The 26,253-nt window shown below is 71.7% G+C and carries 29 protein-coding genes and 1 pseudogene; 21 read left to right on the top strand and 9 right to left on the bottom strand.

The genetic code is table 11. The features are described from left to right. Positions 1-87: 87 nt before the first annotated feature. Positions 88-480, bottom strand: a complete 393-nt coding sequence (locus ACFQRI_RS02730; protein ID WP_380664004.1) for a VOC family protein — start codon at positions 478-480, stop codon at positions 88-90. Between the two features lie 59 nt (positions 481-539). Continuing rightward, positions 540-1,580 carry a tyrosine-type recombinase/integrase gene (locus ACFQRI_RS02725; RefSeq protein WP_380664001.1) on the bottom strand — a complete coding sequence of 347 codons (1,041 nt, stop codon included), beginning with the start codon at positions 1,578-1,580 and terminating at the stop codon, positions 540-542. Between the two features lie 532 nt (positions 1,581-2,112). Between ACFQRI_RS02725 and ACFQRI_RS02720 the strand changes: the two genes are divergently transcribed. From ACFQRI_RS02720 to ACFQRI_RS02695, 6 genes are all read left to right on the top strand, one after another. After that, the gene (locus ACFQRI_RS02720) at positions 2,113-2,937 is read left to right on the top strand and encodes a DUF899 family protein (RefSeq protein ID WP_380663998.1); all 825 of its coding nucleotides are present in this window, start codon (positions 2,113-2,115) and stop codon (positions 2,935-2,937) included. A gap of 304 nt (positions 2,938-3,241) precedes the next feature. Continuing rightward, positions 3,242-4,048 (top strand): thioesterase family protein, encoded by an 807-nt coding sequence (locus ACFQRI_RS02715; RefSeq protein WP_380663995.1) that lies wholly within the window; start codon positions 3,242-3,244, stop codon positions 4,046-4,048. Between the two features lie 96 nt (positions 4,049-4,144). Further along, a complete protein-coding gene (locus tag ACFQRI_RS02710; protein ID WP_380663993.1) occupies positions 4,145-4,390 on the top strand; it encodes a hypothetical protein in 246 nt (81 codons plus the stop codon). Positions 4,391-4,730: 340 nt separating this feature from the next. Next, positions 4,731-6,146 carry an argininosuccinate synthase gene (gene argG, locus ACFQRI_RS02705; protein ID WP_380663990.1) on the top strand — a complete coding sequence of 472 codons (1,416 nt, stop codon included), beginning with the start codon at positions 4,731-4,733 and terminating at the stop codon, positions 6,144-6,146. A gap of 115 nt (positions 6,147-6,261) precedes the next feature. After that, positions 6,262-6,828: a G/U mismatch-specific DNA glycosylase gene (gene mug / locus ACFQRI_RS02700; protein ID WP_380663987.1), complete on the top strand. Its 567-nt coding sequence runs from the start codon at positions 6,262-6,264 to the stop codon at positions 6,826-6,828. A gap of 171 nt (positions 6,829-6,999) precedes the next feature. Further along, complete coding sequence (locus tag ACFQRI_RS02695) at positions 7,000-7,527, top strand: hypothetical protein (protein ID WP_380663985.1); 528 nt, start codon at positions 7,000-7,002, stop codon at positions 7,525-7,527. 84 nt (positions 7,528-7,611) lie between these two features. On the opposite strand, the gene ACFQRI_RS02690 is transcribed toward ACFQRI_RS02695, so the two are convergent. After that, entirely contained in the window at positions 7,612-8,772 is a 1,161-nt protein-coding gene (locus ACFQRI_RS02690; RefSeq protein ID WP_380663983.1) for an SGNH/GDSL hydrolase family protein, read from the bottom strand. 12 nt (positions 8,773-8,784) lie between these two features. Further along, positions 8,785-9,615, bottom strand: coding sequence for an ABC transporter ATP-binding protein (locus tag ACFQRI_RS02685; protein ID WP_380663980.1), 831 nt, complete (start codon positions 9,613-9,615; stop codon positions 8,785-8,787). 171 nt (positions 9,616-9,786) lie between these two features. On the opposite strand from ACFQRI_RS02685, the gene ACFQRI_RS02680 reads away from it, so the two are divergent. Beyond that, on the top strand, positions 9,787-10,803 hold the full coding sequence (locus ACFQRI_RS02680; RefSeq protein WP_380663978.1) for a s-methyl-5-thioribose-1-phosphate isomerase: 1,017 nt from the start codon (positions 9,787-9,789) through the stop codon (positions 10,801-10,803). A 27-nt stretch (positions 10,804-10,830) separates the two neighbouring features. Here the strand turns inward: ACFQRI_RS02680 and ACFQRI_RS02675 are convergent, their stop codons facing one another. Continuing rightward, on the bottom strand, positions 10,831-11,280 hold the full coding sequence (locus tag ACFQRI_RS02675; protein ID WP_380663976.1) for a MarR family winged helix-turn-helix transcriptional regulator: 450 nt from the start codon (positions 11,278-11,280) through the stop codon (positions 10,831-10,833). Between the two features lie 100 nt (positions 11,281-11,380). Between ACFQRI_RS02675 and ACFQRI_RS02670 the strand changes: the two genes are divergently transcribed. From ACFQRI_RS02670 to ACFQRI_RS02650, 5 genes and pseudogenes are all read left to right on the top strand, one after another. Then, positions 11,381-12,310 carry a quinone oxidoreductase family protein gene (locus tag ACFQRI_RS02670; RefSeq protein WP_380663973.1) on the top strand — a complete coding sequence of 310 codons (930 nt, stop codon included), beginning with the start codon at positions 11,381-11,383 and terminating at the stop codon, positions 12,308-12,310. Between the two features lie 107 nt (positions 12,311-12,417). Next, positions 12,418-13,002, top strand: a complete 585-nt coding sequence (locus tag ACFQRI_RS02665) for a helix-turn-helix domain-containing protein (RefSeq protein ID WP_380663971.1) — start codon at positions 12,418-12,420, stop codon at positions 13,000-13,002. Further along, positions 12,999-13,283, top strand: a complete 285-nt coding sequence (locus tag ACFQRI_RS02660; RefSeq protein ID WP_380663968.1) for an MFS transporter — start codon at positions 12,999-13,001, stop codon at positions 13,281-13,283. The genes ACFQRI_RS02665 and ACFQRI_RS02660 overlap by 4 nt, the downstream gene beginning before the upstream one ends. A gap of 187 nt (positions 13,284-13,470) precedes the next feature. Beyond that, positions 13,471-13,728 (top strand): hypothetical protein, encoded by a 258-nt coding sequence (locus tag ACFQRI_RS02655; protein WP_380663966.1) that lies wholly within the window; start codon positions 13,471-13,473, stop codon positions 13,726-13,728. Further along, positions 13,665-14,087, top strand: a pseudogene (locus tag ACFQRI_RS02650) (hypothetical protein); the annotation flags it as partial. The gene ACFQRI_RS02655 and the pseudogene ACFQRI_RS02650, both read left to right, overlap by 64 nt. A 78-nt stretch (positions 14,088-14,165) precedes the next feature. On the opposite strand, the gene map reads toward ACFQRI_RS02650, so the two are convergent. The 3 genes from map to ACFQRI_RS02635 form a co-directional block, all read right to left on the bottom strand. Then, positions 14,166-14,924: a type I methionyl aminopeptidase gene (gene map, locus ACFQRI_RS02645; protein ID WP_380663964.1), complete on the bottom strand. Its 759-nt coding sequence runs from the start codon at positions 14,922-14,924 to the stop codon at positions 14,166-14,168. Between the two features lie 78 nt (positions 14,925-15,002). Next, positions 15,003-15,683 carry a histidine phosphatase family protein gene (locus tag ACFQRI_RS02640; RefSeq protein WP_380663961.1) on the bottom strand — a complete coding sequence of 227 codons (681 nt, stop codon included), beginning with the start codon at positions 15,681-15,683 and terminating at the stop codon, positions 15,003-15,005. A gap of 82 nt (positions 15,684-15,765) precedes the next feature. Further along, on the bottom strand, positions 15,766-16,614 hold the full coding sequence (locus tag ACFQRI_RS02635) for an undecaprenyl-diphosphate phosphatase (RefSeq protein ID WP_380663959.1): 849 nt from the start codon (positions 16,612-16,614) through the stop codon (positions 15,766-15,768). 240 nt (positions 16,615-16,854) lie between these two features. Here ACFQRI_RS02635 and ACFQRI_RS02630 point away from each other — a divergent pair, with 240 nt between their 5' ends. The 3 genes from ACFQRI_RS02630 (at position 16,855) to ACFQRI_RS02620 (ending at position 19,205) form a co-directional block, all read left to right on the top strand. Continuing rightward, positions 16,855-17,838 carry an aldo/keto reductase gene (locus tag ACFQRI_RS02630; protein WP_380663956.1) on the top strand — a complete coding sequence of 328 codons (984 nt, stop codon included), beginning with the start codon at positions 16,855-16,857 and terminating at the stop codon, positions 17,836-17,838. A 174-nt stretch (positions 17,839-18,012) separates the two neighbouring features. Beyond that, positions 18,013-18,987, top strand: coding sequence for a YncE family protein (locus tag ACFQRI_RS02625; RefSeq protein ID WP_380663953.1), 975 nt, complete (start codon positions 18,013-18,015; stop codon positions 18,985-18,987). Further along, positions 18,984-19,205, top strand: a complete 222-nt coding sequence (locus ACFQRI_RS02620; RefSeq protein ID WP_380663951.1) for a DUF5703 family protein — start codon at positions 18,984-18,986, stop codon at positions 19,203-19,205. Before ACFQRI_RS02625 ends, ACFQRI_RS02620 begins: the two co-directional genes overlap by 4 nt. Before the next feature lie 3 nt (positions 19,206-19,208). Here ACFQRI_RS02620 and ACFQRI_RS02615 read toward each other — a convergent pair whose 3' ends face one another. Further along, positions 19,209-20,264, bottom strand: a complete 1,056-nt coding sequence (locus ACFQRI_RS02615; protein ID WP_380663948.1) for a lipoate--protein ligase family protein — start codon at positions 20,262-20,264, stop codon at positions 19,209-19,211. A 137-nt stretch (positions 20,265-20,401) separates the two neighbouring features. Between ACFQRI_RS02615 and ACFQRI_RS02610 the strand changes: the two genes are divergently transcribed. The 6 genes from ACFQRI_RS02610 to ACFQRI_RS02585 all read left to right on the top strand — a co-directional run bounded on the left by ACFQRI_RS02610 (position 20,402) and on the right by ACFQRI_RS02585 (position 26,092). Next, entirely contained in the window at positions 20,402-21,949 is a 1,548-nt protein-coding gene (locus tag ACFQRI_RS02610; protein ID WP_380663945.1) for an N-acyl-D-amino-acid deacylase family protein, read from the top strand. A gap of 212 nt (positions 21,950-22,161) precedes the next feature. Beyond that, the gene (locus tag ACFQRI_RS02605; RefSeq protein WP_380663943.1) at positions 22,162-22,305 is read left to right on the top strand and encodes a hypothetical protein; all 144 of its coding nucleotides are present in this window, start codon (positions 22,162-22,164) and stop codon (positions 22,303-22,305) included. Between the two features lie 135 nt (positions 22,306-22,440). After that, the gene (locus ACFQRI_RS02600; RefSeq protein ID WP_380663940.1) at positions 22,441-23,091 is read left to right on the top strand and encodes a TetR/AcrR family transcriptional regulator; all 651 of its coding nucleotides are present in this window, start codon (positions 22,441-22,443) and stop codon (positions 23,089-23,091) included. Then, positions 23,088-24,032 (top strand): ATP-binding cassette domain-containing protein, encoded by a 945-nt coding sequence (locus ACFQRI_RS02595; RefSeq protein WP_380663937.1) that lies wholly within the window; start codon positions 23,088-23,090, stop codon positions 24,030-24,032. The genes ACFQRI_RS02600 and ACFQRI_RS02595 overlap by 4 nt, the downstream gene beginning before the upstream one ends. A 10-nt stretch (positions 24,033-24,042) precedes the next feature. After that, the gene (locus ACFQRI_RS02590; RefSeq protein ID WP_380663934.1) at positions 24,043-24,885 is read left to right on the top strand and encodes an ABC transporter permease; all 843 of its coding nucleotides are present in this window, start codon (positions 24,043-24,045) and stop codon (positions 24,883-24,885) included. Positions 24,886-24,901: 16 nt separating this feature from the next. Next, complete coding sequence (locus tag ACFQRI_RS02585; protein ID WP_380663931.1) at positions 24,902-26,092, top strand: macrolide family glycosyltransferase; 1,191 nt, start codon at positions 24,902-24,904, stop codon at positions 26,090-26,092. The last annotated feature ends 161 nt before the right edge of the window (positions 26,093-26,253 follow it).

The following is a 26,253-nucleotide window of genomic DNA, read 5'->3' as shown; positions in this document are numbered from 1 at the left end:
GCCGGGGGCACGTGGTTTCAACCGATGCGCCGCGGGCACCAGCAGTCGACGACCCCCGCAGCGCAGGTTCCTTTTGCGCAGCCGTCGTCAGGCCTGCACGACGGCGATGTGGTTGCCGTCGGGGTCGCTGAGCATGAACAGCAGCGGCGCACCCGGCGTGCTCTCGGGTTCGGAATCCAGCTGGACATCCCCCAGCGCGCGCAGCCGCTCGTACTCCCGGTGCACGTCGGGGGTTTCCACGCCGATGCCGCAGCCGCCCGGCTGGCCACCCATCGGTGGGTTCAGCGCCAGCCGCGCGGTCGACCCCGGCGGGGCGACCTCGATCCAGCGGTACTCGCCGTTGTCCCCGAAGCGGGTGTCGCCGCGCAGCTCGAAACCGAGCTTGTCGACGTAGAAGCGCAGCGCGGCGTCCTGGTCGGAGACGGTGAACATCACGACGCCGAGGTTGTTGATCGTGGTGGTGTGCGTTGTATCGGTCATGCCAGGTGGACTCCGCCGGCGCCCGAAACTCATCGCGCCCAGCTTTGCGTCACCGTGACTTAACCACCGTGGGTGTCGGCGCCCGCCTCCGACGTGGTGTTCGGCGTTGCCGTGGCCCGCGAGACCAGGTGCGCGGGGTCGCGGTCCAGCGACAGCGCCACGTGGTCGTAGAGCTGGGTGACCGCCGCCGAGGAGTGCCCCAGCGCGTCGCGCCGGTCCTCCAGGGCCGCCCCGTGCTGGCGGGCGATGGTGTTGAAGGTGTGCCGCATCGAGTGCGGGGTGATGCGCTGGGGCATGGCCACGCCGGCCTCGGCGGCCATGGCCTGCACCAGCCGGTAGACCTGGTGGCGATTGATGCGCTCGCCCCGCCGGGTGACCACCAGCGCGTCGGTGTCGGCCTCCGGGCGCTGCTCCAGATAGGCCTCCAGCAGAGGCGTCACCGAAGTCGGGATCGGCCGGGTGCGCTTCTTGCCGCCCTTCATCCGCACCGTGAGCACCCGCATGCCCTCGCGCCTGCCCAGGTCGGCCAAATCGGCGCCGCAGAGCTCCGAGACCCGCACGCCCAGGTCGATCAGCAGCGCCATCACCAGCGCCGCCGCCTGCGGCCCCAGCGTGCGGTGCCGGTAGTCGCGGCTGGTCGAGAGCATCTGCCGGGCCTCATCGGCCGAAACGCTGGCGGTCGGCGAGTGCGCCCGGTCGTAGCGGGGGCGGGCGGCGTCCCGAGCGGGATTGGCATCGATCGCCCCGGCGCGCACCAGGAAGGTGTAGAAGCTCGACACCGCGGCGAGCTTGCGCGCCCGGGTGGAGGCGGCCAGGGGCTTGCCGCTTGGCCCACCGGCTCCCGCGGCCAGCTCGGTGGCATACATCTGCACCTCGGGCAGCCGCACCGCCAACGGGTCCAGGTCCCGGCGAGTGCACCAGTCGAGGTACTCGCGCAGGTCGCGCCGGTAGGCGCCGCGGGTCGCCGCGGATTCGGAGAACGAGCCCAGCCACGAGGCGATCAGCGCACCCAGCGTGTGCCCGGTGCGCGCGGTGGTCGCCAATTGCGTTTGCGGCCGCTGCCCCACCACCTCCGGACCGGAAGCGCTCTGGATGTCCATGAACGCATGCTACCGCACATAAGCGCGATTATGCGCGGTGCCCTTCTCCGGATTTCCAACCCAGTCGATCCGTTAGGTTTGTGTCGTAACGTTAGTAACGTAATTAGGTTGAGCGGGGGCAGAATCGAGCCCCGCAGCCGGAGGACGACAGGACCGCGTCGAGCCGCCCATGACGGGGCCGGTGCACCGGCCCCGGGTGATGCCCCGGGAGCAAGGCCCAGGCCGCTGCGGCAGGCCCGTTCGCGCGTCGCCTCTGAGTCGGCGACTCGGCCGACGCCGCCCGCTCCCCGTTGGTCTGCCGACCATCAGCCGGCACACCGACCACGAACCCGATATCAATTCATCAGTGACACTTCTCGCCGGCGAGGAACGGTTCCGGCGAATCCACGCTCGTCGAAGCCAAGACCGTCGCGGGCTTCAACTCCGAAGGTGGTTCCGGGTTTCGGTTTCGCACGCGGTGCGGCGGTGACGTGGACGCCTCACCATTGGCCACCTGCGAACGCCACGAAGGAATCGACGAGCGGACGAGGCCATGACCGATCACGAGAACACCGCGAACGACGAGGCGCCGGCGCTGCCACCGGTGGTCGACCGCGCCACCTTCCAAGCCGAGCTGGATGCGCTGCGCGTGCGGGAGAAGGCGCACACCCGCGAGGGTGACGCGATCGCGGCGGCCCGACGGCGTTTGCCCGCGGTCGAGATGGACCCCGATCTGGAGCTGCTCGGGCCTCACGGGCCGCTGACCCTGCTCGACGCGTTCGAAGGCCGCCGACAGCTCATCGCCTACTACTTCATGTGGAACCCCGGCCGGCCCGCAGCCGAGCAGTGCGAGGGCTGCACGGTGTACACCAGCCAGGTCGGCGAGCTGTCCTACTTGCATTCCCGCGACGCCACCTACGCGGTCTTCTGCCAGGGCCGCAACGTCGCCGTCGGTGGGGCTGATCCGCGGGTGAGCTACGACGAGAGCCTCCGCTACCGCGACTTCATGGGCTGGGACATGCCCTGGTACTCGGCTCAGCCCTCCCTCGATGCGCTCCTCGTCGGTCGCGTGATCGGCCTGTTCCACCTGGTGTGCTACCTGAGAGACGGCGACCGCGTCTTCGAGACCTACTGGACCAAGGGCCGCGGCGTGGAGGCGATGGACTACAGCTGGGCGTTGCTGGACATGACCGTCTACGGGCGGCAGGAGGCCTGGGAGGACTCGCCTGCGGGCTGGCCGATCGGGTGGGAGGCCGACGAAGACCACTACCGGACCAGCGGACGTCCCATCGCCCAGTGGTCACGGCTCGAAGCCGGACGCTCCGACGACCTCGGAACCGCTGGGGCGGCGACGGCGCCGCGACCTCACCGTCGCTGACGGAGATCCTCGGGCAACGGGCGCGGCGGGGCGAGGCGCGTGGTCATGTCCGGGCGAGGATTCCGCAGGGGTTGGTGGTGGACCAGAACGGCAGCGCCTTCACCGGCCCGCTGCACCGTGACCGGCAACCACCTCGACGACATCGACGGCGGCCCCGTCCCGCTGCCCGGAGTCGGCGCGTCCTGCACCGCGGCGCCAGGTGCGAGCAACGCCACTGCCTGAACCGGTTCGCGCGCCGTCGCACCGCGGGCGGCGGTCAATAGGCTGGGATGGTTAACCGCCCGAAGCATCCGAGGAGCTCGTCTTGACCGCCACCCCGCCGCCGGCCCAGCACTACTTCCAGCGGATCGGCCCGGAGCGCTTCCGCCCGACCAGCCGGGTCGGCGGCGCCTGGCGCGAGGACGAGCAGCACGTCAGCCCGCTGGCCGGGCTGATCACCCACGCCGTCGAGACCCACCGCGAGCAGCGGCAGGCCGCGCCGATGGCGCTCAGCCGCATCAGCTTCGACATCCTCGGCCAGATCCGGCTGGAGGACTTCGACCTCACCGTGGAGACCACCCGGCCCGGCCGCACCATCGAACTCCTCGAAGCCAGCGTGATCATCGGCGGCCGCGCCGTGGTGCGCGCCCGCGCGTGGTTCATGGCCGAGGCCGACACCAGCGCCGTCGCCGGCGGCGAGCCCGACCGCATGCCCGCCCCGCACACCTTGGAGCCCTGGCCGATGGACTCGGTGTGGCCGGCCCGCGGATTCATCAGCTCCATCGAGGCGCGCACCGTCGGCGAACCGCAGCCGGGTCGCACCTCGGCGTGGATGTCGACCGGCATCCCCCTGCTGGACGCCGAACCGGTCAGCACGCTGGCCTCCTTCGTGGCGCTGGTGGACACCGCCAACGGCATCGCGGTGCGCACCGAGCCCACCAAGTGGATGTTCCCCAACCTCGACCTGACCATCCACCTGCACCGCAGGCCCGAAGGCGCCTGGACCGGCCTGGACACCGGCGTGGTGTTCGGAACCTCCGGTCTGGGGCTGACCAGCACCGTCCTGCACGACGAACTCGGCCCGGTCGGCCGCGCCGAGCAGACCCTGACGGTGCGCGCGCTGGAGCAGTGACCGCGCCGGCGGCTCCGCCGGCGATCTAGACTCGGTCGAAACCGATCTCGGTCGCCGATGATTGCGCGGTTTCGGTGTCCGAACCGATCGACCGCGGTGGCGCGACGGGTGCTGCTGGCCGCCTCGGGAAGCGCCGGGGACGTGCTGCCGTTCATCGGGCTCGCGGTGTCGTTGGGCGGGCGACTGCGCGAGCTGGGTGTCGGTCCTGGCTGGATGCCGTGCAAGAAGCTGACCACCGCCGGGTTGGCTGAGCTGGTTCGCCAGGCCACCGGCGAACCGCGCCTTCGCGAGCGCGCACGTTGGCAGCGCAGGTCGAGGCCGAGGACGGTGCTGCTGCGGTGATCGCCACCATCGACGGCCTGCTGCGCGGCTGACCGGGGGTCGCGCCCGGTTTCGACTGCTCACGGCGGCCGCGCGCGGCTGAACCTGATCGGAGTGCCCGCAGCCGGTTGCTGCTCGTGCCGCGTGGTCCCCCGGGAGCCCGGCGCCGCGGGTTCGGTACTCGTCGACCGATCGCCGGCGGGCGCGATGTCGATGAGCTCGATCCGGCCGCGGGTCGGGGCTGCTCGGCGAGGTGCGTCGGGTGCCGCCGCGGCCTGGCGGTGCTCTGCTGCGAGTGAGCCGTCACACGCTCGCGCACCCCGGGTGGATAATAATGCAGTCTATCGCATAAACTTTCCGCATGTCCAAGGTTCTGACGTCTCTGCCGGTCGGCCAGCGGGTCGGCATCGCCTTCTCCGGCGGCCTCGACACCTCCGTGGCCGTGGCCTGGATGCGCGACAAGGGCGCCGTTCCGTGCGCCTACACCGCCGACATCGGGCAATACGACGAGTCCGACATCGCCTCGATCCCAGGCCGCGCTGGTGACTACGGCGCCGAGATCGCGCGCATGGTCGACTGCCGCGAGGCGCTGGTCGAAGAGGGCTTCGCCGCGCTGACCTGCGGTGCTTTCCACATCCGCTCGGGCGGGCGCACCTACTTCAACACCACTCCCCTGGGCCGGGCGGTGACCGCCACGCTGCTGGTGCGCGCGATGCTGGCCGATGACGTGCAGATCTGGGGCGACGGGTCGACGTTCAAGGGCAACGACATCGAGCGCTTCTACCGCTACGGGCTGATGGCCAACCCGCGGCTGCGCATCTACAAGCCGTGGCTCGACGAGGAGTTCGTCTCCGAGCTGGGCGGCCGCAAGGAGATGTCGGAGTGGCTGACCGAGCACGGTCTGCCCTACCGCGACTCGGCGGAGAAGGCCTACTCCACCGACGCCAACATCTGGGGTGCCACCCACGAGGCCAAGCAGCTCGAGCACCTCGACACCGGCATCGAGATCGTCGACCCGATCATGGGCGTGAAGTTCTGGGACGACTCGGTGCACATCCCCACCGAGGACGTCACCATCTCCTTCCGGCAGGGGCGGCCGGTGGCCATCAACGGCAAGGAGTTCGACTCGCCGGTGGACCTGGTGCACGAGGCCAACACCATCGGCGGTCGGCACGGGCTGGGCATGAGCGACCAGATCGAGAACCGCATCATCGAGGCCAAGTCGCGCGGCATCTACGAGGCCCCGGGCATGGCGCTGCTGTTCACCGCCTACGAGCGGCTGGTCAACGCCGTGCACAACGAGGACACCGTCGCGGCATACCACAACGAGGGCCGCAAGCTGGGCCGGTTGATGTACGAGGGCCGCTGGTTCGACCCGCAGGCGCTGATGCTGCGCGAGTCGCTGCAGCGCTGGGTGGGCTCGGCGATCACCGGCGAGGTCTCGCTGCGGCTGCGCCGCGGCGAGGACTACTCGATCATCGACACCCGCGGTCCGGCGTTCTCCTACCACCCGGACAAGCTGTCGATGGAGCGCACCGAGGACGCCGCGTTCGGTCCCACCGACCGCATCGGGCAGCTGACGATGCGCAACCTCGACATCGCCGACTCGCGCGCCAAGCTGGAGAACTACGCCCAGCTGGGTCTGGTGGGCAAGGCCCAGACCGACCTGGTGGGTTCGCTGGAGTCCGGCGGGGCCGAGGCCATCGCCTCGGTGGGCGCCGAGGAGTCCGAGTCCGGGGCGCTGGATCGCGCGGCGATCGAGACCGGCACCGACTGACATCGTGCCGGCACGGCTGCCGCGGCACCCCTTCGCGCGGGAACCGGGGGTGCCGCGGCAGCGTCGCATTTGATGCCCTTAGTGTGGTCGGGGAGCTTTTTCGGGGAGGTGCGGGTTGTCTGTGCGACCGAGTCCGCAGCAGGTGGAGGCCGCGGAGGGGGCGGTGATCCCCGACGTGGTGGCACCGGATCTGCGCGTGCTGTTCTGCGGGATCAATCCCGGGCTGTGGTCGGGGGCCACGGGTCTGCACTTCGCCCGCCCCGGCAACCGCTTCTGGCCGGTGCTGCACGCCGCCGGGTTCACCCCGCGACGCCTGCAGCCCGAGGAGCAGGACGAACTGCCCTCCTTCGGGCTGGGCATCACCAACCTGGTGGCGCGCGCCAGCGCCAAGGCCGCCGAGCTCTCCGCCGAGGAGCTGCGGGCCGGGGCGGCTGCGCTGGCCGACAAGGTCGCCCGGCTGCGCCCGCAGTGGGTGGCCGTGGTGGGCATCACCGCCTACCGCACCGCCTTCGGTCACCGGCGCGCGGCCTTCGGCAAGCAGGACCGGCGCATCGCCGGGGCCGGGGTGTGGGTGCTGCCCAACCCCAGCGGGCTCAACGCGCACTGGACCGAGCAGACCCTGGCCGCCGAGTTCGGGCAGCTGCGCCAGGCGGCGACCACCGGTGACTGCGTGGCGCGCTGAGCGTGATCGCGCTGCTCCGTTGGTGCCAACACCGGCTGGCGAGATCGGTCCGAGTGGGTTGGGGAACACGGGGGTGTGCTTTATCGGTCCGTTACCGGTAGGGTCTCCCCGACCGGAATGGAAGTACCTGATCCGGTGACACTGGCCGTTGCTCACGCAGAGTCGATACGGATGACTATTCAAGACGATCTTTCTCGACCGTGGTTCCAGCCCGTGGTCCCCTCCGGGGCCGAGCAGCAGGATTCGGGGCCGCCGACGACCCGCATCGCGGGCAGCCTGCCCCTGGACGAGGTGATCGCCGAGACTCCGGCGGCCCCCACGCGCCCTGCCTCCGCCAACAGCACCCCGCCCGGCGCCCCGCCGCCCCCGAACGGTCTCGAACGGCCCGCGCCCCAGCCGGCCCGGCCGCAGCCCCCGATGGCCCCGGCCCCGGCGCCCGAGCACGTCGAGGTCACCCAGCCCTACATCCCGGCGATCCGCGACGAGCAACCCGAGTTCGCCAAGCGCCTCAACCCCGAGCCCTCGCCGGTCCTGGCCAGCGCGCCCACCGGGCCGCAGCAGCCGGTGGCCCCGGCGCCCGAGCTCGACACCCCGGCACCGGCGCCGACGGTGCCCAAGCGCAGCCTGATGCGCCGCGTGGTGCGCGCGATCATCGGCCCGGACCTGCTGCGCAAGGACCCGCCGAAGAAGAAGCGCTGAGGCGCCACCACTCCGTGCGGTGGTCCTGGCACTGGCGCAGACCTGCATCCTGCGCCAGTGCCAGGACCACCGCTTCGGCGCGCTCTAGGCGAACACGCCGCCGGGGGTGAAGGCGTGCTCGGCGAAGCGCTCGCCCATGAGCCGATGCGTCGCGGCATCGGGGTGCAGCGCGTCGGGCAGCGGCAACTCGACGGCATCACCGGGCCCGTAGAGCTCGCGGCCGTCTAGGTAGTGCAGCTGCGCGTCGTCTCGTTCGGCCACGACCCCGGCCAGGGCCTGGCGCACGGTTTCCAGCGCGATCTTGCCGGAGCTGATCTCGGCGGGATCGCCCGTGGCGACGAAGCGCACCTGCCCGCCGGTCAAGTCCGGCGCACTAGGTCCCGGGGTGCGCTCGTGGATGTCGCAGTGGATCGGTGAGATCACCAGCAGCGGCACCTCGGGGTGGCCCTCGCGGATGGTGTCGAGGAACCCGTGCACGGCGGGCACGAACGCGCGCATGCGCATCAGATCGCCTCCCACCAGGTTGATGCCGATCTTGAGGCTGATCACCTCCGCGGGAGCATCGCGGATCGCCCGGGCGGTGAAGGGGTCCAGCAGCGCGCTGCCGCTGAAGCCCAGGTTGGTCAGCTCCACCCCACCGCGGCGGGCGGCCAGCGCGGGCCAGGTGCTCGCCGGGCCCGCGGCGTTGGAACCGTGGCTGATCGAGCTGCCGTGGTGCACCCAGCGCCGCAGGCCGGGCTCGGCCGCCGGGTGCACCGGGGCGTCGGCGCGCAGCCCGAGCAGCTCGGTGGTCTCGGTGTGCGGCAGCCAGATCTCCACGGTCTTGTCGCCCTCGCCGAGCCCGGTGAACACCGCGGTACCGGGCTCGCCGGGCACCTCGGTGCGCTGCCCGGTGGCCATGTCGATCTCCACGACGTTGCCGCCGCCCACCGAGGCGTGCGCGACGGGCCGCCCGTCGACCAGGAGCTCGTAGACCCCGTCGGGCCTGCTCGGCGCACCGGTGTAGGCCACGGTGGTGCGCCGCGCGTCGAGCTCGATCGCGCTGGCGCTGGTGCGCAGCGCCACGCGCACCCCGGAGGGCTGCGAGGCCGCCAGCAGCACACCGGCGTCGGCGCCCCGCTGCCGCACCCATCCGGGCAGACGCTGCGGCAGCAGGCCCTCACCGGTGCGCTCGACCTCGAGCGCGCCGCGCAGCATCTTCTCGGTGATCTCCTGGGTGACCCATGCCGGGCGCGCGTTGCTCATCGGCCCAGCCTGTCAGCTCGACAGCCGGTTGCGCACGCCGTTTTCGGCCCGCGCCGACCAGCGGCCCTCCACACGCGACAGCCGCACCGGGTGGTCGAAGCACTTGGTGATGCGCTCACCGGTGAGCACCTCCTCGACCGGGCCGCTTGCCAGGGCCTGACCGTCGCGCAGCAGCATCGCGTGGGTGGTGCTGGTGGGCAGCTCCTCGAGGTGGTGGGTCACCAGCACCGTGGCCAGCTGCGGGTGCTCGGCCCGCAGCGCGTCCAGGCTGGACAGCAGCTGCTCGCGGGCGGCCAGGTCCAGCCCGGTGGCCGGTTCGTCGAGCAGCAGCAGCCTCGGGGTGGGCATCAGGGCGCGGGCGATGAGCGCGCGCCCGCGCTCGCCCTGCGAGAGGGTGTCCCAGCGCGAGCCGGCCCGATCGGCCATGCCCAGGGTGCTGATGAGCTCCTCGGCGCGGCGGACCTGCTGCTCGGTGGGTTCCCAGCGCGGAACCAGCTCGGTGGTGTTGGTGGCTCCGGTGAGCACCACCTGGCGCACGGTCAGCGCGGTGCGCAGGGGGTGGCGCGGGTTGACGTGCCCGACGTAGCTGCGCAGGGTGCGCATGTCCACCCGGCCGAGCCGGTGCCCGAGCACCTCGACGCTGCCGCGGGTGGGGTGGGTCAGCGCGCCCAGCAGTCCCAGCAGGGTGGTCTTGCCCGCACCGTTGGGGCCCAGCAGCGCCCAGTGCTGCCCGCGCTCCACGCGCAGCGAGACGTCGCGCAGCAGATGGGTGCCCTCGCGCACCACGGCGACGTCGTCGGCCCGCAGGACGGGACCGGTTTCGGCGGGCCGGGAATCGACCACGGTGCGCGCCCTCCTCGGGGGTGTGGGCCGACGGCAGCGGGGCGGTCGGCGGCTGCCGCGCGCGGGTCCGCGCGGCGATGATCAGGGGCGTTAGCCAGCCTAACAACTGTGCGGGTGCTGGCGGTTAGGCTGGCCCGCGCACGATTCCCCCGCGCTGTCAGGAGCTGCCGCATGCCGCCGCCCTCGTCGTACCCGGACCTGCCGACGCTGGCCGACAGCGTGCGGCTCGACGACGACGGCGTGCACCTGCTCGACCGGCGCGTGTTCCCCTTCGAGCACCGGTGGGTGCGCGCCCGCACCGTCGAGGAGGTGGCCACCGCCATCGAGGACATGGTCACCCAGTCCTCGGGCCCCTACTTCGCCGTGCTGGGCGGCATGGTGCTGGCCGCCCGCGAGGCGGCCGGGCGCGCCGATGCCCGCGAGCGGCTCGGTGCCGCAGCCGAACGGCTCATCGCCACCCGCCCGACCAACGACCAGCCGCGCAAGGCCGTGACCTGGGTGCTCGACGAGGTCGACCGCGGCCGGACCGACCTGCTCACCGCCGCCGAAACCGGTGCGCGGGAAGGCGAGCGCGACTACCGGCGCCGCTGCGCGGAGATGGGGCGCGCGGCCGCGGCGCTGCTGGGCCCGGACGCGCGGGTGCTCACCCACTGCTGGGGCGACCTCTACCTGCTGGGCGTGGTCCAGGCCGCGCTGGAAGCCGGCAACCGGCTCCGCTTCGTGTGCACCGAGACCCGCCCCTACCTGCAGGGCGCGCGGTTGACCGCGGAGTCGCTGGCCGAGATGGGCGTGGAGGCCACGCTGGTCACCGATGCGATGCCGGCCTCGCTGATGCGGGAGGGGTCCGTCGACGCGCTGGTGACCGCCAGCGACCGGGTGAGCATGGACGGCCACGTGATCAACAAGGTCGGCACGCTGCAGCTGGCCACCGCCGCGCGCGCCTTCGGCGTGCCCTTCCACGCCTTGTGCCACGCCCCGGACCGGAACTCGCCCACCGGGGCCGACGTGCCCATCGAGTACCGCGACGGCTCCGAGGTCTGCCACGCGCTGGGCCACCGCACCGCCGGGCCCCGCGTGCGGGGGCTCTACCCGGCCTTCGACATCACCGATCCGCACCTGGTGACCACCGTGGTCACCGACCGCGGCGCCTACCGCCCCGACGAGGTCGGCGACTACTGGCAGCGCTGAACCCGCCTGCCGGGCCGGGCGAGGCGCTCAGCGCTGGATGCGGTTGAGCAGGGTCATCAGCAGGTGGCGCTCGGCCTTGCTCAGCGGCGCCAGCAGCTGTTCGTTGGCGCGGTCGGCCAGCTCGCCGCAGCGCCGCAGCGCGTGACGCCCGTCGTCGGTGATCGACACCGCGTTCTTGCGGCGATCGTCGGGGTCGGGGCGGCGCTGCACCAGACCGCGCTGCTGCAGGTGGTCGAGGTGGACCACCACGTCCTTGCGGTCGAGCTCCAGGCGGCGCACGAGCTCGGCCTGGGCCAGCGGCCCGTGCTCGGACACCGCGGCCAGCACGGCGTACTGCCCGGGGCGCAGACCTTCGGCCGCGATGGCCTCGGCGACCAGCTCGCGGCCGCGCGCGGCGACCCGGCCGGTCAGCCAGCTGGGCAGCGACTCGATGTGAGCCAGAGCTCGTGCGGGATCGGTGAATTCGGCGCGTGCCACGTTCGGGGACTCTACCCGATATTCGTTGGACACCCCAACGGTTCCGCCGCTAGCGTGGAATCCGTTGGGAAGCCCAACGGTCATTGCTGGGGAGGTCGCGATGCAACGCGTGCGCTACGAGACCAACGGCGGTCCGGACGTGCTGTTCACCGAGGAGGCCGCCGCGCCGCTGCCCGGCCCGGGCCAGCTTCTGGTGCGGGTGGAGGCGGTCGGCGTGACCCTGCCATCGGTGCTGCACGTGCGCGAGGGCCCCGCGCCCGGCCCGCTGGCCGGCGAGGTCGTCGGCGAGGTCACCGCGGCCGGTGAGGGCGCCGGGATCCAGCCCGGCACGCGTGTTGCCGGGATGTGCCTGCAGGACGCCTACGCCGAGTTCGTGCTGCTGGATCGCGGCATGGCCGCAGCGGTGCCTGCCCACGTCCGCGCCGCCGAGGTGGTCGCGCTGGTGCGCTCCGGGCTCGTCGCCCGCGGCGCGTGCACCGCGGGTCTGGTCGGGCGCGGCGAGTCGGTGCTGGTGACCGCCGCAGCCGGGGCCACCGGGGTGCTGGCGGTGCAGCTGGCCAAAGCCGCAGGCGCCGAACGGATCGTGGCGGCGGTCTCCGATGCCGCCAAAGCACCCTTCGCCCTGCGCTACGGCGCCGACGAGGTCGTCACCTACCCGCGGATGCCACCGCAGCACCCGGTCGAGGTCGTCCTCGACGGCGTGGGCGGCGAGCTGCTGGGCCCGGCGGTGCGTTCGCTGCGCCGGGGCGGGCGCCTGGTGGCCTTCGCCTCGAGCGGCGGCTCGGTGGACACCCGAGAACTGGTGGCGCGCAACGCCTCGGCCACCGGGTTCCAGATGGCCGCGCTCGCCGGTGACAAACCCGGCCTGTTCGCCTGCTGGCGCGACGAGCTGTGGGACTGGCACCGCAACGGCCTGTTACATGCACCGGTGCATGCCCAGTACCCGCTGGCCGAGGCCGCCGCCGCGCACCAGGCCGTGGAATCCCGCCGCACCCAGGGCAAAGTCGTGCTGACCACCTCAGGCGATTGAGCCAGCGCGGCGGGATGCGGGTGGGGATCCGGCCGCGATCCCCACCCGCCGGCCAGACCGCAAAGAGATGATTGCAAATGATCCTTTGTGGTCGTAGCGTGCTGCGCATGGACATCGACGAGCACGCGCAGGTGGCGCACCTCGACCCCAAACGCCTTCGCGCACTCGCACATCCACTGCGCCTGCAGCTGCTGGGAGCGCTGCGCACCGAAGGCGCGGCCACCGCAACCTCCCTGGCCAAGCGCTTCGGGCACAACTCGGCCAACACCAGCTGGCACCTGCGCCAGCTCGCCGAAGCCGGGCTGGTCACCGAAGACCTCGGCCGCGGCAACCGGCGAGAGCGCTGGTGGACCGCCGCCCACGACTACACCCACGCCGATGTCATCGAGCTCGGCCGCGACCCCGCCCTGCTCGACGCGCTGGCGACCTACCTGCACGGCATCAACGCCATCCACCACCAGCAGGCCAGCACCTACCTGGCCGAGATGGACCGCTGGAGCGAGACCTGGCGCGGCGCAGCCGAGCTCTCCGACCACAGGCTGACGCTGACCGCCGAGGAAGCCACCCAGCTCAACGACCGCATCAACGAGGTCATCGCCGACTACCGCCGCACCCGGCAACCCGGAGACACCGATGTCGTCGTGCAATGGCACCTGCTACCCCAGCACCCGGGCGACGAGGAAACCCCATGAGGCTACCGGTGGCCGGAATTGCCACCGGTGGCGCGATCTCCGGGGTGGGAACCGGCATGACCCTGCTGACCATCCCGTGGTTAGTGCTGGCCACCACCGGCAGCGCCGCGCACACCGGAGCGATCACCGCAGCCGAAACCGCCGGACTGCTGATCGGTTCGGCCTTCGGCGCCCCGTGGATCGACCGGTTGGGCCCGCACCGCGCGGCGGTGCGCTTCGACCTCGCCGCAGCCCCGGTGGTCACCGCGATCCCCGCGCCGCACCGCTGCTGGCCGCCCTAGCCGCGCTGTTGGGGGTATCGCGCGGCCCGGCGACGCTGCGCGCCTGGTGCTCGTCCCCGAGATCACCGCGACCACCGGAACCCCGGTCGAGCGGGTCACACCCGCCCACGACACACCCGCCCAAGCCGCCCGCGCACTGGGAGCACCGATCGCCGGTGCGCTCATCGCGTGAACGGGCGCGCCGGCCGTGCTGCTGCTCGACGCCGCCAGCTTCACCCTCGTTGCGCTGATCACCCGCACCCTGCTGCCCGAAACCACCCGCCACCCGGCCAACGCCGACCGCCGGGAGGGACTGAGACCGGACTGGCGCTTCCTGCGCGACCAACCCGCGCTGCGGGCGATCACCCTGCTGACCGCGGCCACCAACGGCATCCCTACGGCATGTGGGTGCTGGGTTCGCCCGCCCACACCGGCGCGATTCACACCGCCACCGGCGCGGCGATGATCGCCCGGACCCTGGCGTTCACCACCTTCGGCCTGCGGCTGCCCCGCAGGACGGTGCTCACCGCGTGCTTCCTGCTCGTGCTCGCACCCCGCTCGGCGATCTTCCTGCTGCAGCCACCCGTGGCGGTGCTGGTGATCGCCATCGCCGCGCTCATGCCGGCCTTCGGCCCGCTGAACCCGATCATCGCCGCGGTGCGCACCGAACGCACCCCGCCACGGCTGCGCGCCCGGGTGTTCGCCACCATCTCGGCCACCTCGACCCCGGCCATGCCGCTGGGCACGATCACCGCGGGTGCACTCGCCGATCAGCTCGGGTTGATGACCGCACTGAGCGCGTTCACCGCCGCCTGTGGGGTGCTCTCGCTGGTTCCCCTGCTGCTGCCGGCCGGCGCGAACTCGACTCCCGCGCACCGGGCCTCGCGCCCGCGCGGCGCGACACTACGGGGCGGTGAGCACCAGCGGTCCGTAGTCGGTGATGGCCACGGTGTGCCCGAAGTGCGCCGCGCGGGACTCATCGGTGGTGGTGATCGCCGGCCCACCGCGATCGAGGTGATCAGCACCACCTGCGGTGAACATCGGCTCGATGCTGATCACCAGACCCGGGCGCAGCGGCGTGCCGCGGTGCGGGTGCCCGTCGTTGGCCACCCGCGGCTCCTCGCGCAAGCACCTGCCGATCCCGTGCCCGCCCAGCGGCGGGATCCCGAAACCGGCGCTGCGCCCGACCACGCCGACCGCGCGAGAGACATCACCGACGCGCGCCCCCGGCCGCGCCGCGGCGATTCCATCGGCCAGCGCCTGCTCAGCAGTGCGCACCAGCCGCAGGTCCTGCGCAGACCCCTTCCCGGCCACGCGCGTGATCGCCGCGTGGCCGATCCAGCCATCCACCGCGGCTGCCAGATCCAGGCTGAGCACATCACCGGCCGACAGCACCCGCCCATCGGGCGCACCGTGGGTGATCTCGTCGTTGAGCGAGGTGCGCACGACCCCGGCGAAGGGGGCGGCCACCGGACAGCGGCGATGTCCCTCGAGCACGGGTCGCGCTCCGGCACGCGCGAGCAGACCGCGGGCGATCTCGTCGAGCTCGGCCAGCGCCGTGCCCGCGGTCACCCGCTCGCCCAGCAAGGCCAGCACCTCGGCCACCACCTGGCCCGCTCGGCGCATCGCGTCGATCTCATCGCGCGTCTTGAGCTCGCTCACCCCTACCGCTCCCGGCATGCGCGCACCCGTGCTGACCTGATCATCATGCCGCGCACCGGCGCACCCGCGCCACGGCGCTCAGGGGCTGGTCTGGCCCGTGGTGCCGCCGGGCACCGCGTCCGAGGAGCCGGTGTCCTTCGGCGGCAGCAGGCCGGAGACGTCCCCACCGGTGTCGTTGATCTTGAGCACGAACGGGCGGGTATCGGTGTAGCGCACGACGCTCACCGAGCAGGGGTCGACCACGATGCGCTGGAAGGAGTCGAGGTGCAGCCCGAGCGCGTCGGCCAGCACCGACTTGATCACATCGCCGTGGCTGCACAGCATCCACACCTGGTCGTCGCCGAGCTGGCGGTCGTGCTCGCGCACCGCGGCCACCGCGCGCGACTGCACCTCGGCAAGTCCTTCGCCGCCGGGGAACACCGCCGCCGACGGGTGCTGCTGGACGACCTTCCAGAGGTCCTCGTCGGTGAGCTCGGTGATCTTGCGGCCGGTCCAGTCGCCGTAGTCGACCTCGGCCAGCCGCTGCTCGACCACCGGCGACAACCCGCGCTGCGCGGCCAGCCCGGCCAGGGTTTCCCGGCAGCGCTGCAGCGGGGAGGTCACCAGACGAGCCAGCGGCACCCCCTCCAGCCGCTCGGGCAGACCCGCGGCCTGCGCGGTGCCCGTCTCGTCCAAACCGATTCCAGGAGTGCGGCCCGCGAGGGTGCCCGACCCGTTGGCCGCCGAACGCGCGTGCCGCAGCAGGATGAGAGTCGCCACGTCCGCCGAGGCTACCCGCGGCACAACGCAGCGGGGCGGCCCGCAGGTGCGGACCGCCCCGAAACCACTGCCGAGAGCCGCGTCAGGCCGCGATCATGCCCGAGCCCAGCAGCGCGTAGACCGCCAGACCCAGCGCGATGCGGTACCAGACGAACACGTAGACGCTGTGGCGCTGCACGAACCGCAGCAACCACGCGATCACCGCGTACCCGATGACCCCGGCCACGATGGTGGCCACCCACATCTGCGCCGCGCTCGGCTGCAGCCCGTGCGAGCTGGGCTCGAAGACGTGCCCGAGCTCGGAGATCCCGGCGGCGAACACCGCGGGGATGGCCAGCAGGAACGAGAACCGCACGGCGGTGGCCCGCGCCAGACCCAGCGACAGTCCCGCGGTGATCGTGCCACCCGACCGCGACACACCCGGGATCAGCGCCAACGCCTGCGCCAGACCCATCAGCACACCATCGCTGAGCCGCAGCTGCGCCTGAGCGCGCAACTGCTTGCCGTAGCGCTCGGCCAGGCCCATCAGGATGCCGAAGACGATCAGCGTGGTGCCGGTGATCCACAGGCTGCGCAGCGTCGAGCGGATGTAGTCCTGGAACAGCAGGCCCAGGATGCCGATCGGGAGGCTGCCCACGATGACGTACCAGGCCAGCCGGTAGTCGGGGGTGTTCCGCACCTCGGCGTTGAACAGGCCCCGGAACCACACCGCGATCAGCCGCACGATGTCACCGATGAAGTAGATGACCACCGCCAGCTCGGTGCCGATCTGCGTGACCGCCGTGAACGACGCGCCCGCGTCGGCGCCGAAGAACAACTTCGACACGATCGACAGGTGCCCGGACGACGAAATCGGCAGGAACTCGGTGAGCCCCTGGACCACGGCCAACACCATGGCCTGCAACCACGACAACGAAACCCACTCCAGCACGATCGAAATGAAATCCGGGCCTTGACAATCCCGGTCCGGTTCCCCCAGATCTTGCAGCATCGGCCCCGCGCCACCGGCCCCGGCCCATCACCTCATCGGGCCAGGTCAGCGACCGAGTGATCACCCACAGCAACGGCACAGGCCGCAACACGAACAAGCTGTGATACACAACACGTCAACGCGGACCCGCCGAGGCAACCTCACCAACCCCGACCAACCGACCGAATACCCTCAACCCCCGTGGAACAGCGACAGCTCGGCCGCAGCGGCCTCCGCGTCTCCCGCTTCGCGCTCGGCACCATGACCTGGGGAATGGACGTCGACACCGACGAAGCCACCGAGATGCTGACCACCTTCCACGACGCAGGCGGCACCCTCATCGACACCGCCGACGTCTACGCCGACGGCACCAGCGAACACATGCTCGGCGAGCTGCTCACCCACCACCTGTCCCGCGACGAGATCGTCCTGGCCACCAAAGCCGCCGCACGCCGCGCACCCGGCCCCTTCGGCGGCGGCGCCTCCCGCGGCTCCCTGCTCGCCGCCCTCGACGCCTCCCTGCAACGCCTGCGCACCGACCACATCGACCTGTGGCAACTGCACGCCTGGGACCCCGGCGTCCCCCTCGACGAAACGCTCGCCGCCCTCGACACCGCCGTGACCAGCGGCCGCGTGCGCTACGCGGGCATCGCCAACTACGCCGGCTGGCAAACCGCCACCGCCGCCACCCACCAGAACGCCCACCCCGCACGCACCCCGCTCATCTCCACCCAAGTCGAGTACTCCCTGCTCGAACGCGGCATCGAACGCGAAGTCACCCCCGCCGCCGAACACCACGGACTCGGCATCCTCGCCTGGGCGCCCCTGGGACGCGGCGTGCTCACCGGCAAGTACCGCAACGCCACCCCGCCCGACTCCCGAGGCGCCACCACCGACCTCGCCAGCTACGTCGAGCACCACCGCACCGAACGCGCCGCACGCATCGTGCAAGCCCTGCTCACCGCCGCCGAAGGCCTCGCAGCAAGCCCAGCCCACGTCGCCCTGGCCTGGGTCCGCGACCGCCCCGGGGTCACCGCCCCCATCATCGGCGCGCGCACCGCCACCCAGCTCAAGAACAACCTCACCGCCGAAGAGCTCACCCTGCCACCGGCCATCCGCGCCGCCCTCGACGACATCAGCGCACCCCAGGCCACCTACCCCGAACGCAGCCCGGCGCAGGACTGACCACGCACCACCGACGCAGCCGCACGCACCCGCGACCGGTTCCCGCCACGCGCACGACGTGCCAAGCTGAACGCTTATCCACGGGGCAGGCTGCATCCCCCCAACCCACATCGGGGATGCTGGGAAGGAGCCACCGCACGTCCCGCGGGTGGAGCAACACCGAGGAGGAGCTCGTTGCGTCGTCTGGTCATCACCTGCATCACCGCGACCCTGCTGGCCGGTTGCGGAATGGACCAGAGCAGCGACCCCCTGCAGGTCACCGACAACCTCACCGCCGCGACCCCCGCGGCCTCACCGGCCACCACCGCACCAGCAGGCACCGTTCGACGAGCCCCGCCCGTCCAGCACACCGCCTTCGACCGCGACACCCGAACCCTCGTGCTCGCCGCCGGCAACCAGCTCATCCTCACCGGACCCGACGGCACCCGCCGCACCGTGCAGCTGCCCGCCGCACCCGCCTCGCTGCGCACCGCACCCGCAACCGCACTGGTCGCCCTGCCCGAAGCCGACCAGATCACCCGCGTCGACCTGCGCACCGCCACCGCAACACCCACCCCCGTGCCAGGCGGCCCCGTCGACGCCGTCGACCTGCCCGACGGCCGCACCGCGGTCATCACCCAGCGATCCCGCACCGTCAGCGTCCTCGACGGCGACCGCCCCACCACCTCCAGCGAACCCTTCACCGGCCCCGCCCGACTGCTGCCCGCCGCAGGCGAGATCAACGTCCTCGACCGGCTGACCACCTCCATCACCCCGGTCGACCCCACCAACGGCAGCAAGGGCGCCGGACTGCGCGCCGGACGAGGCGCCACCAACGCCGCGCTCGACCGCTTCGGCCGCATCCTGACCATCGACACCCGCGGCCAATCCCTGCTCGCCTTCAGCACCGGCCCCCTGGTGCTCAAGCAGCGCTACCCCGTGCCCGGCGCCCCCTACGGACTGGCCTACGACCCCAGCACCGACCTCGCCTGGGTCACCCTCACGGCCACCAACGAAGTCGTCGCCTACGACGTCGCAGGCGGCCAACCCCGCGAAGTCCGCAGGCTGCCCACCATCAGCCAGCCCAACTCCATCACCGTCGACCCCAACACCTCCACCGTCTACATCGCCTCCGCCAACGGCGCCGGATACCAGGTGGTGAACCCATGAGCACCCTGGAAGGAACCACGACCGACACCGACTGGGAGTACCGGCCGCTGCGCCTCCCACCCGGCATCACCCGCCTCAGCGCAGCGACCCAACTGAGCATCCACGCCGAGTTCGCGGGCTGGGAACTGTCCCGCGTCCTGCTCTACTCCGACGGCACCCGCAAGATCTGGCTGCGCCGCAAGCGCAACACCCCCGGCCTGCCCGAACCGCTCACCTGAACCTCAGGGCACCCGCTCCAACCACTCCGGCGTCGCGAACTTCGCCTCCACCAGCTCGCGCGCCCGAGCCCACTCCCCCTCGGTCACCTCACCGGCGCTCAGCCCGAACCGAGACCGGAACCCCGCCGCGAGCCGATCGATGACCACCTCGCGCGCCAGCCCCGTCTGCCGCGCCAGCGGATCCACCCGCTTGGCAGCACTGGCAACGCCCTTGTCCGACAACTTCTCCCGCCCCACCCGCAGCACCTCGCCCATGCGCGCCGCGTCGATCGAGTAGGACATCGTCACGTGGTGCAGCACCGCACCACCCCGCATCCGCTTCTGCGCCGCACCACCGATCTTGCCGCCGTCCGAGGTGATGTCGTTGATCGGCTGATACCACGCGTTGAGCCCCAAATCCCCCAGCGCGCCCAGCACCCAGTCGTCCAGGAACGCGTACGACTCCGCCGTGCTCATCCCCGCCACCAGCGACGCGGGCGCGTACAGCGAATAGGTCACCGTGTTGCCCGGCTCCACGAACATCGCCCCACCACCGGTGATCCGCCGCACCACATCCACCCCCAGCCGCCGCGCAGCAACCACGTCCACCTCGTTGCGCACCGACTGGAAGCTCCCGATGATCACCGCAGGCGTGGCCCACTCCCAGAACCGCAACGTCGGCTCCCGGCGCCCCGCGTCGACCTCCTCGGCCAACACCTGATCCAGCGCCATGTGCATCAGCGGCGACTGCGGCCCGTCGTGCACCAAACCCCACCGGTGCTCACCCCAGTCCGACGCCCGGGTCAACGCCCGCCGCAACGCCACCGCCACCGACTCCGCGCTGAACCCCACCAACCGCGCGTCGGCGGGCAACCCGCCCCGGATCCGCGCGGCCAGCTGCGCACCATCGGCATCGACCGGCGCACCCACCAGCGAATCGTTGATCGACTCCAGCGCCTCGTCGGGCTCCAGGAAGAAGTCCCCGCTCAACCGCACGTCGGACAACCGGCCACCGGCGACCTCCACGTCGACGACCACCAGCTTGCCGCCGGGAACCTTGTACTCACCGTGCACGACCACGCACCCCTCACCTCGGACACGCCGCCCGACCACCGGGCGGCACCACCAACCCCAACACGCCCGCGAGCTCGGGTCATTCCCCGCACCCGCCCGACGCGGCAAGATGATCTCGACCCCGGACGTGAAAGGGCGGGCGCATGACCGAACTGCTCACCGGAGCCACCATCGCCGACGGCACCGGCGCCGCATTACGCCGCGCCGACGTGCTCCTCGACGACGACCGCATCACCGACGTCGTCGAACCCGGCACGGCACCCGAGCACCTCCCCCGGCGCGATCTGACCGGGCTCGTGCTCGCACCGGGCTTCATCGACGCCCACTCGCACGCCGACAACGCACCCCTGCTCCCGGAGCACGACACCACCAAGATCCTGCAAGGCGTGACCACCGAGGTCGTCGGCAACTGCGGCTTCAGCCTCGCCCCGACCGGGCACGACCACGCCGAGGCGGTCACCGGATTCCTCGGCCGGCTCTTCCCGCCCACCGACATGACCTGGCGCGGCTTCGCCGAGCTCTACGCCGCCACCGACGCCGCGGGCTACGTCACCAACCAGTGCCCCCTGGTCGGCCACGGCACCCTGCGCGCCGCGGCCACCGGCATGACCGACGCCGCACCCGACGACGAAGCCGCGCGCACCATGCGCGCAGCCCTCGAAGAGGGCATGAGCGCCGGCGCCTTCGGCCTCTCCAGCGGGTTGGGCTACCCACCGGCCCGCCACGCCACCACCGACGAGCTCATCGACCTGGCCGGAGTCCTCGGCGGTTCCGGGCTCTACGTCACGCACATGCGCAACGAGGGCGACCAGCTGTTCAACGCCATCGACGAGGCGCTGCGCATCGGCCGGGCAGCCGGCCGCACGCACATCTCGCACCTCAAGGCCGCGCTGCCGCACAACTGGGGCAAGCTGCACCCCGCGCTGCACCGGCTGCGCCGCACCCGACGAGCGGGCCACCAGGTGTGCAACGACGTCTACCCCTACACCGCCTCGTCGACCACGCTGACCGCCATGCTGCCGGCCGACTACCTCGCCGGCGACGACGAGCACACCCTCAACCGGCTCAAGAGCCGCAGCGCGCGGTGGGAGCTGGCCACCGCCATCGAGCAGCGCACCAGCTTCGACCGGATCGCCGTGGCCTCCACCCCCTCCCACCGCTTCGAAGGGCGCACGCTGGCCGACATCGCGGCCGAGCTCGGCGTCGAACCGGTCCAAGCGATGATCGAAGTGCTGGTCAGCGAACGCCTGAAGGTCTCGATGACGCACTTCTCGATGCACGAGGACGACCTGGAGCGCGCCCTGCGCGACGAGCACACCATGATCGGATCCGACGGTTTGCCGCCCGGGCTGGGCGGCAAACCGCACCCGCGCATGACCGGGACATTCCCGCGCGTGCTGGGCCGCTACGCCCGCGACCGCGGCGTGCTTTCGCTGCCGGAGGCCATCCGCCGGATGACCTCGCTGCCCGCCGAGTGGTTCCGGATCCCCGACCGCGGGGTCATCGCCCCCGGCAGGACCGCCGATCTGGTGGCCTTCGACCCGGACACCATCACCGACATCGGCGACTACCAGGACCCGATGCGCCCGCCCCGCGGCCTCCCGTGGGTGTGCCAAGCGGGGCGCACCGTCGTCGACGGGGGTCGCTACCTGGGCATCCGCAGCGGAGCTCGCCTCAGCCCGAAGGTCTGACCTGCCTTCCCCGCGGTTTTTCGGGGTCCGGTGAGCGCGCCTGCTCGAAGAGCATTTGTTTCATTCGGCACTGAAGCTGCAGATGCACTTGTAGCGATGTGCGGTTTCCCAGGCGGGCGATTTCGGGGGTCATCCGGGTGTGTCGCACATGCGATCTCGCAGGCCGAGAAGCACCATCACCCGGTACGTTCCGCGCCGAGAGGAGCCCCGCCATGACGCTCTCCGAGAACCGCACGATCCCGCAGGACTCCCTCGAGAGCGATTTCGAAGACGTCGACCTCCCGGGCCAAACCCGCCACGAACGGGTCGACGAACCGGAGGAGGACGAGGCACACCTCGTCCGCGGCTACGACTGACCGCTCCCCCGTCAAGCGCCCCCGAGCGATCGCCGGGGGCGTTGTTCGTCTCGGCGCCCTCGACCTCCTTCGAGAACGACATGAGTGAGCACGCACTCATTGACGCGAGTGAGCGCTCACTCATACCGTGGTGAGGTGACCGCAGAACACTCGCGCCGCCGCGCCTCGGCGATGAGCCCCGAGCAGCGCCGCGAGGCCATCGTCGAAGCCGTGCTGCCCCTGGTGCGCCAGCACGGCGCCAAGATCACCACCAAGCAGATCGCCCAGGCCGCCGACATCGCCGAAGGCACCGTCTTCCGCGCCTTCAAGGACAAGGACGAACTGCTGCGCGCCTGCGTGACCGCCGCGCTGCGGCCCGACGAGCTGTGCGCCGCGGTGCGCGGAATCGACCGCGACACCGATGCCGCCGTCCGGCTGACCCGGGCCTCCGGGCTGTTCCTCGATCACTTCACCCGCTTCGGCGAACTCATGCACACCCTGGCCGCGTCCGGATTCGACCTCCGAGGCGGCCACGCGGAGGGCAAGCCCTCCCCCATGGACGAACGCGAGCAGTTCATCCGCGACCTCAACGCCGCGCTCGCCTCGCTGTTCGAACCCGGCGAACTGCGCATCCCGCCCGAACGGCTCGCCGAGCTGCTGCAAGCGCTCGTCCTCGGCATCCGGTTCACCTCCACCGCGGCCAACACCGCCGAAGTCGACCAGGACGCCGAGATCCGCGACCGCGTCGACGTCCTGCTGCACGGCGCCGCCGCCGACAACACCAACACCACCGGGGAGCCCCGTTGACCGATCCGATCATCCGAGCCGACCACATCACCCAGAAGTTCGGCGAGGTCACCGCCCTCGACGACGTCAGCCTCGCGGTACCGCAGGGCAGCGTGCTGGGCCTGCTCGGCCACAACGGCGCGGGCAAGACCACGCTGATCAACATCCTCAGCACCCTGTTACCGCCCACCAGCGGCACCGCCCGCATCGCCGACCTCGACGTGGTCTCCGACCGCCGCGAGGTCACCGCACGCATCGGCCTGACCGGCCAGTTCGCCGCCGTCGACGAGCAGCTCTCCGGCTACGACAACATCGTGCTCATCGCCCGGCTGCTCGGCGCCTCCCGACGCGACGCCCAGCAGCGCGCCGACGAGCTGCTGGAGACCTTCGACCTCACCGAGGCCGCCCGCCGCCCCGCGCGCACCTACTCCGGCGGCATGCGCAGGCGCCTGGACATCGCCGCCAGCCTGGTCGGCCACCCCGACGTCATCTTCCTCGACGAGCCCACCACCGGGCTCGACCCCGTCAGCAGGCTCAACCTCTGGCAGATCGTGGAGGGCCTCGTCGCCGACGGCACCACCGTGCTGCTGACCACCCAGTACCTCGACGAAGCCGACCGGCTGGCCGACTCGATCACCGTGCTCTCGGCCGGCAAGGTCGTGGCCACCGGCACCGCCGACGAGCTCAAGGCCCAGGTGGGCCAGCGCACCGTCAACGCCACCCTCGCCGAGGCGCGCAACACCGAGGACGCCTTGCGCGCCCTGACCGCCGCCGGCTTCAGCCCCACCCACGACGAGGGCCGCAACGCGCTGACCATCCCGGTGACGGCCTCGCGCGAACTGGCCGACGTGGTGCGCGCGCTCGACGACTCGGGCATCGACATCGGCGACCTCGGCCTGGGCGAACCCACGCTCGACGACGTCTACCTCGCCCTGGCCCACCAGCCCGCCAACGCTGCCTGAGGGGATCCCGATGACCACCACGCTGAGCACCCCCACCGAAACCCCGTCCCCGGCACCCGGTTCCGAGCGGCGCTGGCGCGGCGCCGGGTACCTCACCCAGATCCGGGTGCTGACCGGCCGCTCGCTGCGCGCCCTGCTCAAGGACCCGCGCGTGATCATCTTCAGCCTGCTGCAACCGCTGATCATGCTGGTGCTGTTCAGCCAGGTCTTCGGCAACGCGATGATGGGCAGCGTCAGCGCCGCCGGCGGCAGCTACATCAACTACCTGATGCCGGCCATCCTGGTCACCACCGGCATCGGCGCGGCCATGCAGTCCGGCGTCGGACTGGTCACCGACATGAAGAACGGCGTCATCGCCCGCTTCCGCGCGCTGCCCATCGGCATCAGCTCGGTGCTCATCGCCCGCAGCCTCTCGGACCTGCTGCGCACCGCCGTGCAGCTGATCGTGCTGCTGACCGTGGCCGCCGCCGTGTTCGGCTTCGACCCCGCGGGCGGCCTGGCCGGCACCCTCGGCGCGTTCGCCCTGGCGCTGTTCGTCAGCTGGTCGCTGTCGTGGACCTTCCTGGCCCTGGGCGCCTGGCTGCGCAAGGAGGAGGTCATGCAGAGCATCGGGTTCCTGGCCATGTTCCCGCTGATGTTCGCCTCCAGCGCCTTCGTGCCGCTGGAGACCCTGCCGAGCTGGCTGCGGGTCGTCGCCCGGATCAACCCCCTGACCTACGCCGTGGACGCCTCGCGCAACCTATCGCTGGCCCTGCCCACCGGATCCGGCGTGCTCGCCGCCGTGGCCACCAGCGCCCTGCTGTGCGCGGTCGGGATCGCCTTCGCGGTGCGCGGGTTCCGCCGCCCGCTGTAAGCCCCATCGAGGAGCCATGAAGAAGCACTTCCTGTTCACCAGCGTGCCCGCCTCCGGGCACGTCAACCCCACGCTGGCGCTGGTCTCCGAGCTCATCGACCGGGGGCACTCGGTCAGCTACGCGGTCGGCCCCGAGCAGTTCGACGCGGTGCTGCCCACCGGCGCCGAGCTCGTCGAGCTGCCCACCCGGATGCCCGACCTGGGCGACCTGCGCGGCAGGGGGCCCGGCCCCGAGCACATCGAGCGGATGATCGAGTTCTTCGTCTCCGACGTGCGCGAGTGCCTGCCGATCCTGCTCGACCGCTTCGCCGAGAACCCGCCGGACGCGGTGTGCTTCGACGCGATGACCGCGGTCGGCCGGATGTTCGCCGACAAGCTCGGCCTGCCGGCGATCGCGCTGACCCCGAACTTCGCCTCCAACGAGGAGTTCGACCTGCGCCAGGTCCTCGCCGCCGAGCACGCCATGCCCGGCGGGCCCGCCGCCGCGGACCTCGCCGAGATCCAGGAGGCGATGAGCGAGCTCTCCGAGGAGTTCGGGGTGGCGATGCCCCCGGTGTTCGGCGGGACCCCCGCCGAGCTCAACCTGGTGTTCCTGCCCGAGGCGTTCCAGCTGCGGCACGAGACCTTCGACCAGCGGTTCCGCTTCATCGGGCCACAGCTCGGCGACCGGGAGAACGAGACCTACCAACCGGCCGACCCGCGGCGCCCGCTGCTGTTCATCTCCCTGGGCACCGCGTTCAACGAACGCCCCGATTTCTACCGGTCGTGCCTGCGGGCCTTCGGCGGAACCCAGTGGCAGGTCGCCATGTCGGTGGGAACGCGCGTCGACGTCGACGCGCTCGGTGAGATCCCGGAGAACTTCGACGTGCGCCCCTCCTTCCCGCAGCCGGCCGTGCTGCGGCACGCGAGCGCCTTCGTCTCGCACGCCGGCATGAACTCGACGATGGAATCGCTCAACTGCGCGGTCCCGCTGGTCGCCGTTCCGCAGATGCCCGAGCAGTCGGCCAACGCGGCCCGCGTCGAGGAACTCGGGCTGGGCATCGAGCTCGACCCCGAGACCGCGAGCGCGGCCGAACTGCGCGACGCGGTCGACCGGGTCGCCACCGACCAGCGCATGCGCGCCAACCTCGCGCACATGCGCGAGCTCGTCGCCGCCAGCGGCGGCGCCCCGGCAGGTGCCGACGCCTTGGAGAGCCACCTGAGCTGAGGCGGTTCCCGGCCACGGCGCCCTGGAAGCCGTCGCGGAACGCGCCCGCTGCTTCCGGTCGTGTGAGCCCGAGCTCTGCGGGCTCCCACGACGCTCCCCATTCCCGTCGCGCGGAACGCCAGGCCCCTTGTCCCCAGCGCTTCGCCACGTCCCAGCCCACC

Origin of the sequence: Saccharopolyspora griseoalba, assembly GCF_042665275.1 — a bacterium.
GTDB classification, from domain to species: domain Bacteria; phylum Actinomycetota; class Actinomycetes; order Mycobacteriales; family Pseudonocardiaceae; genus Saccharopolyspora; species Saccharopolyspora griseoalba.
This window is presented reverse-complemented; position numbering and strand designations above follow the sequence as displayed.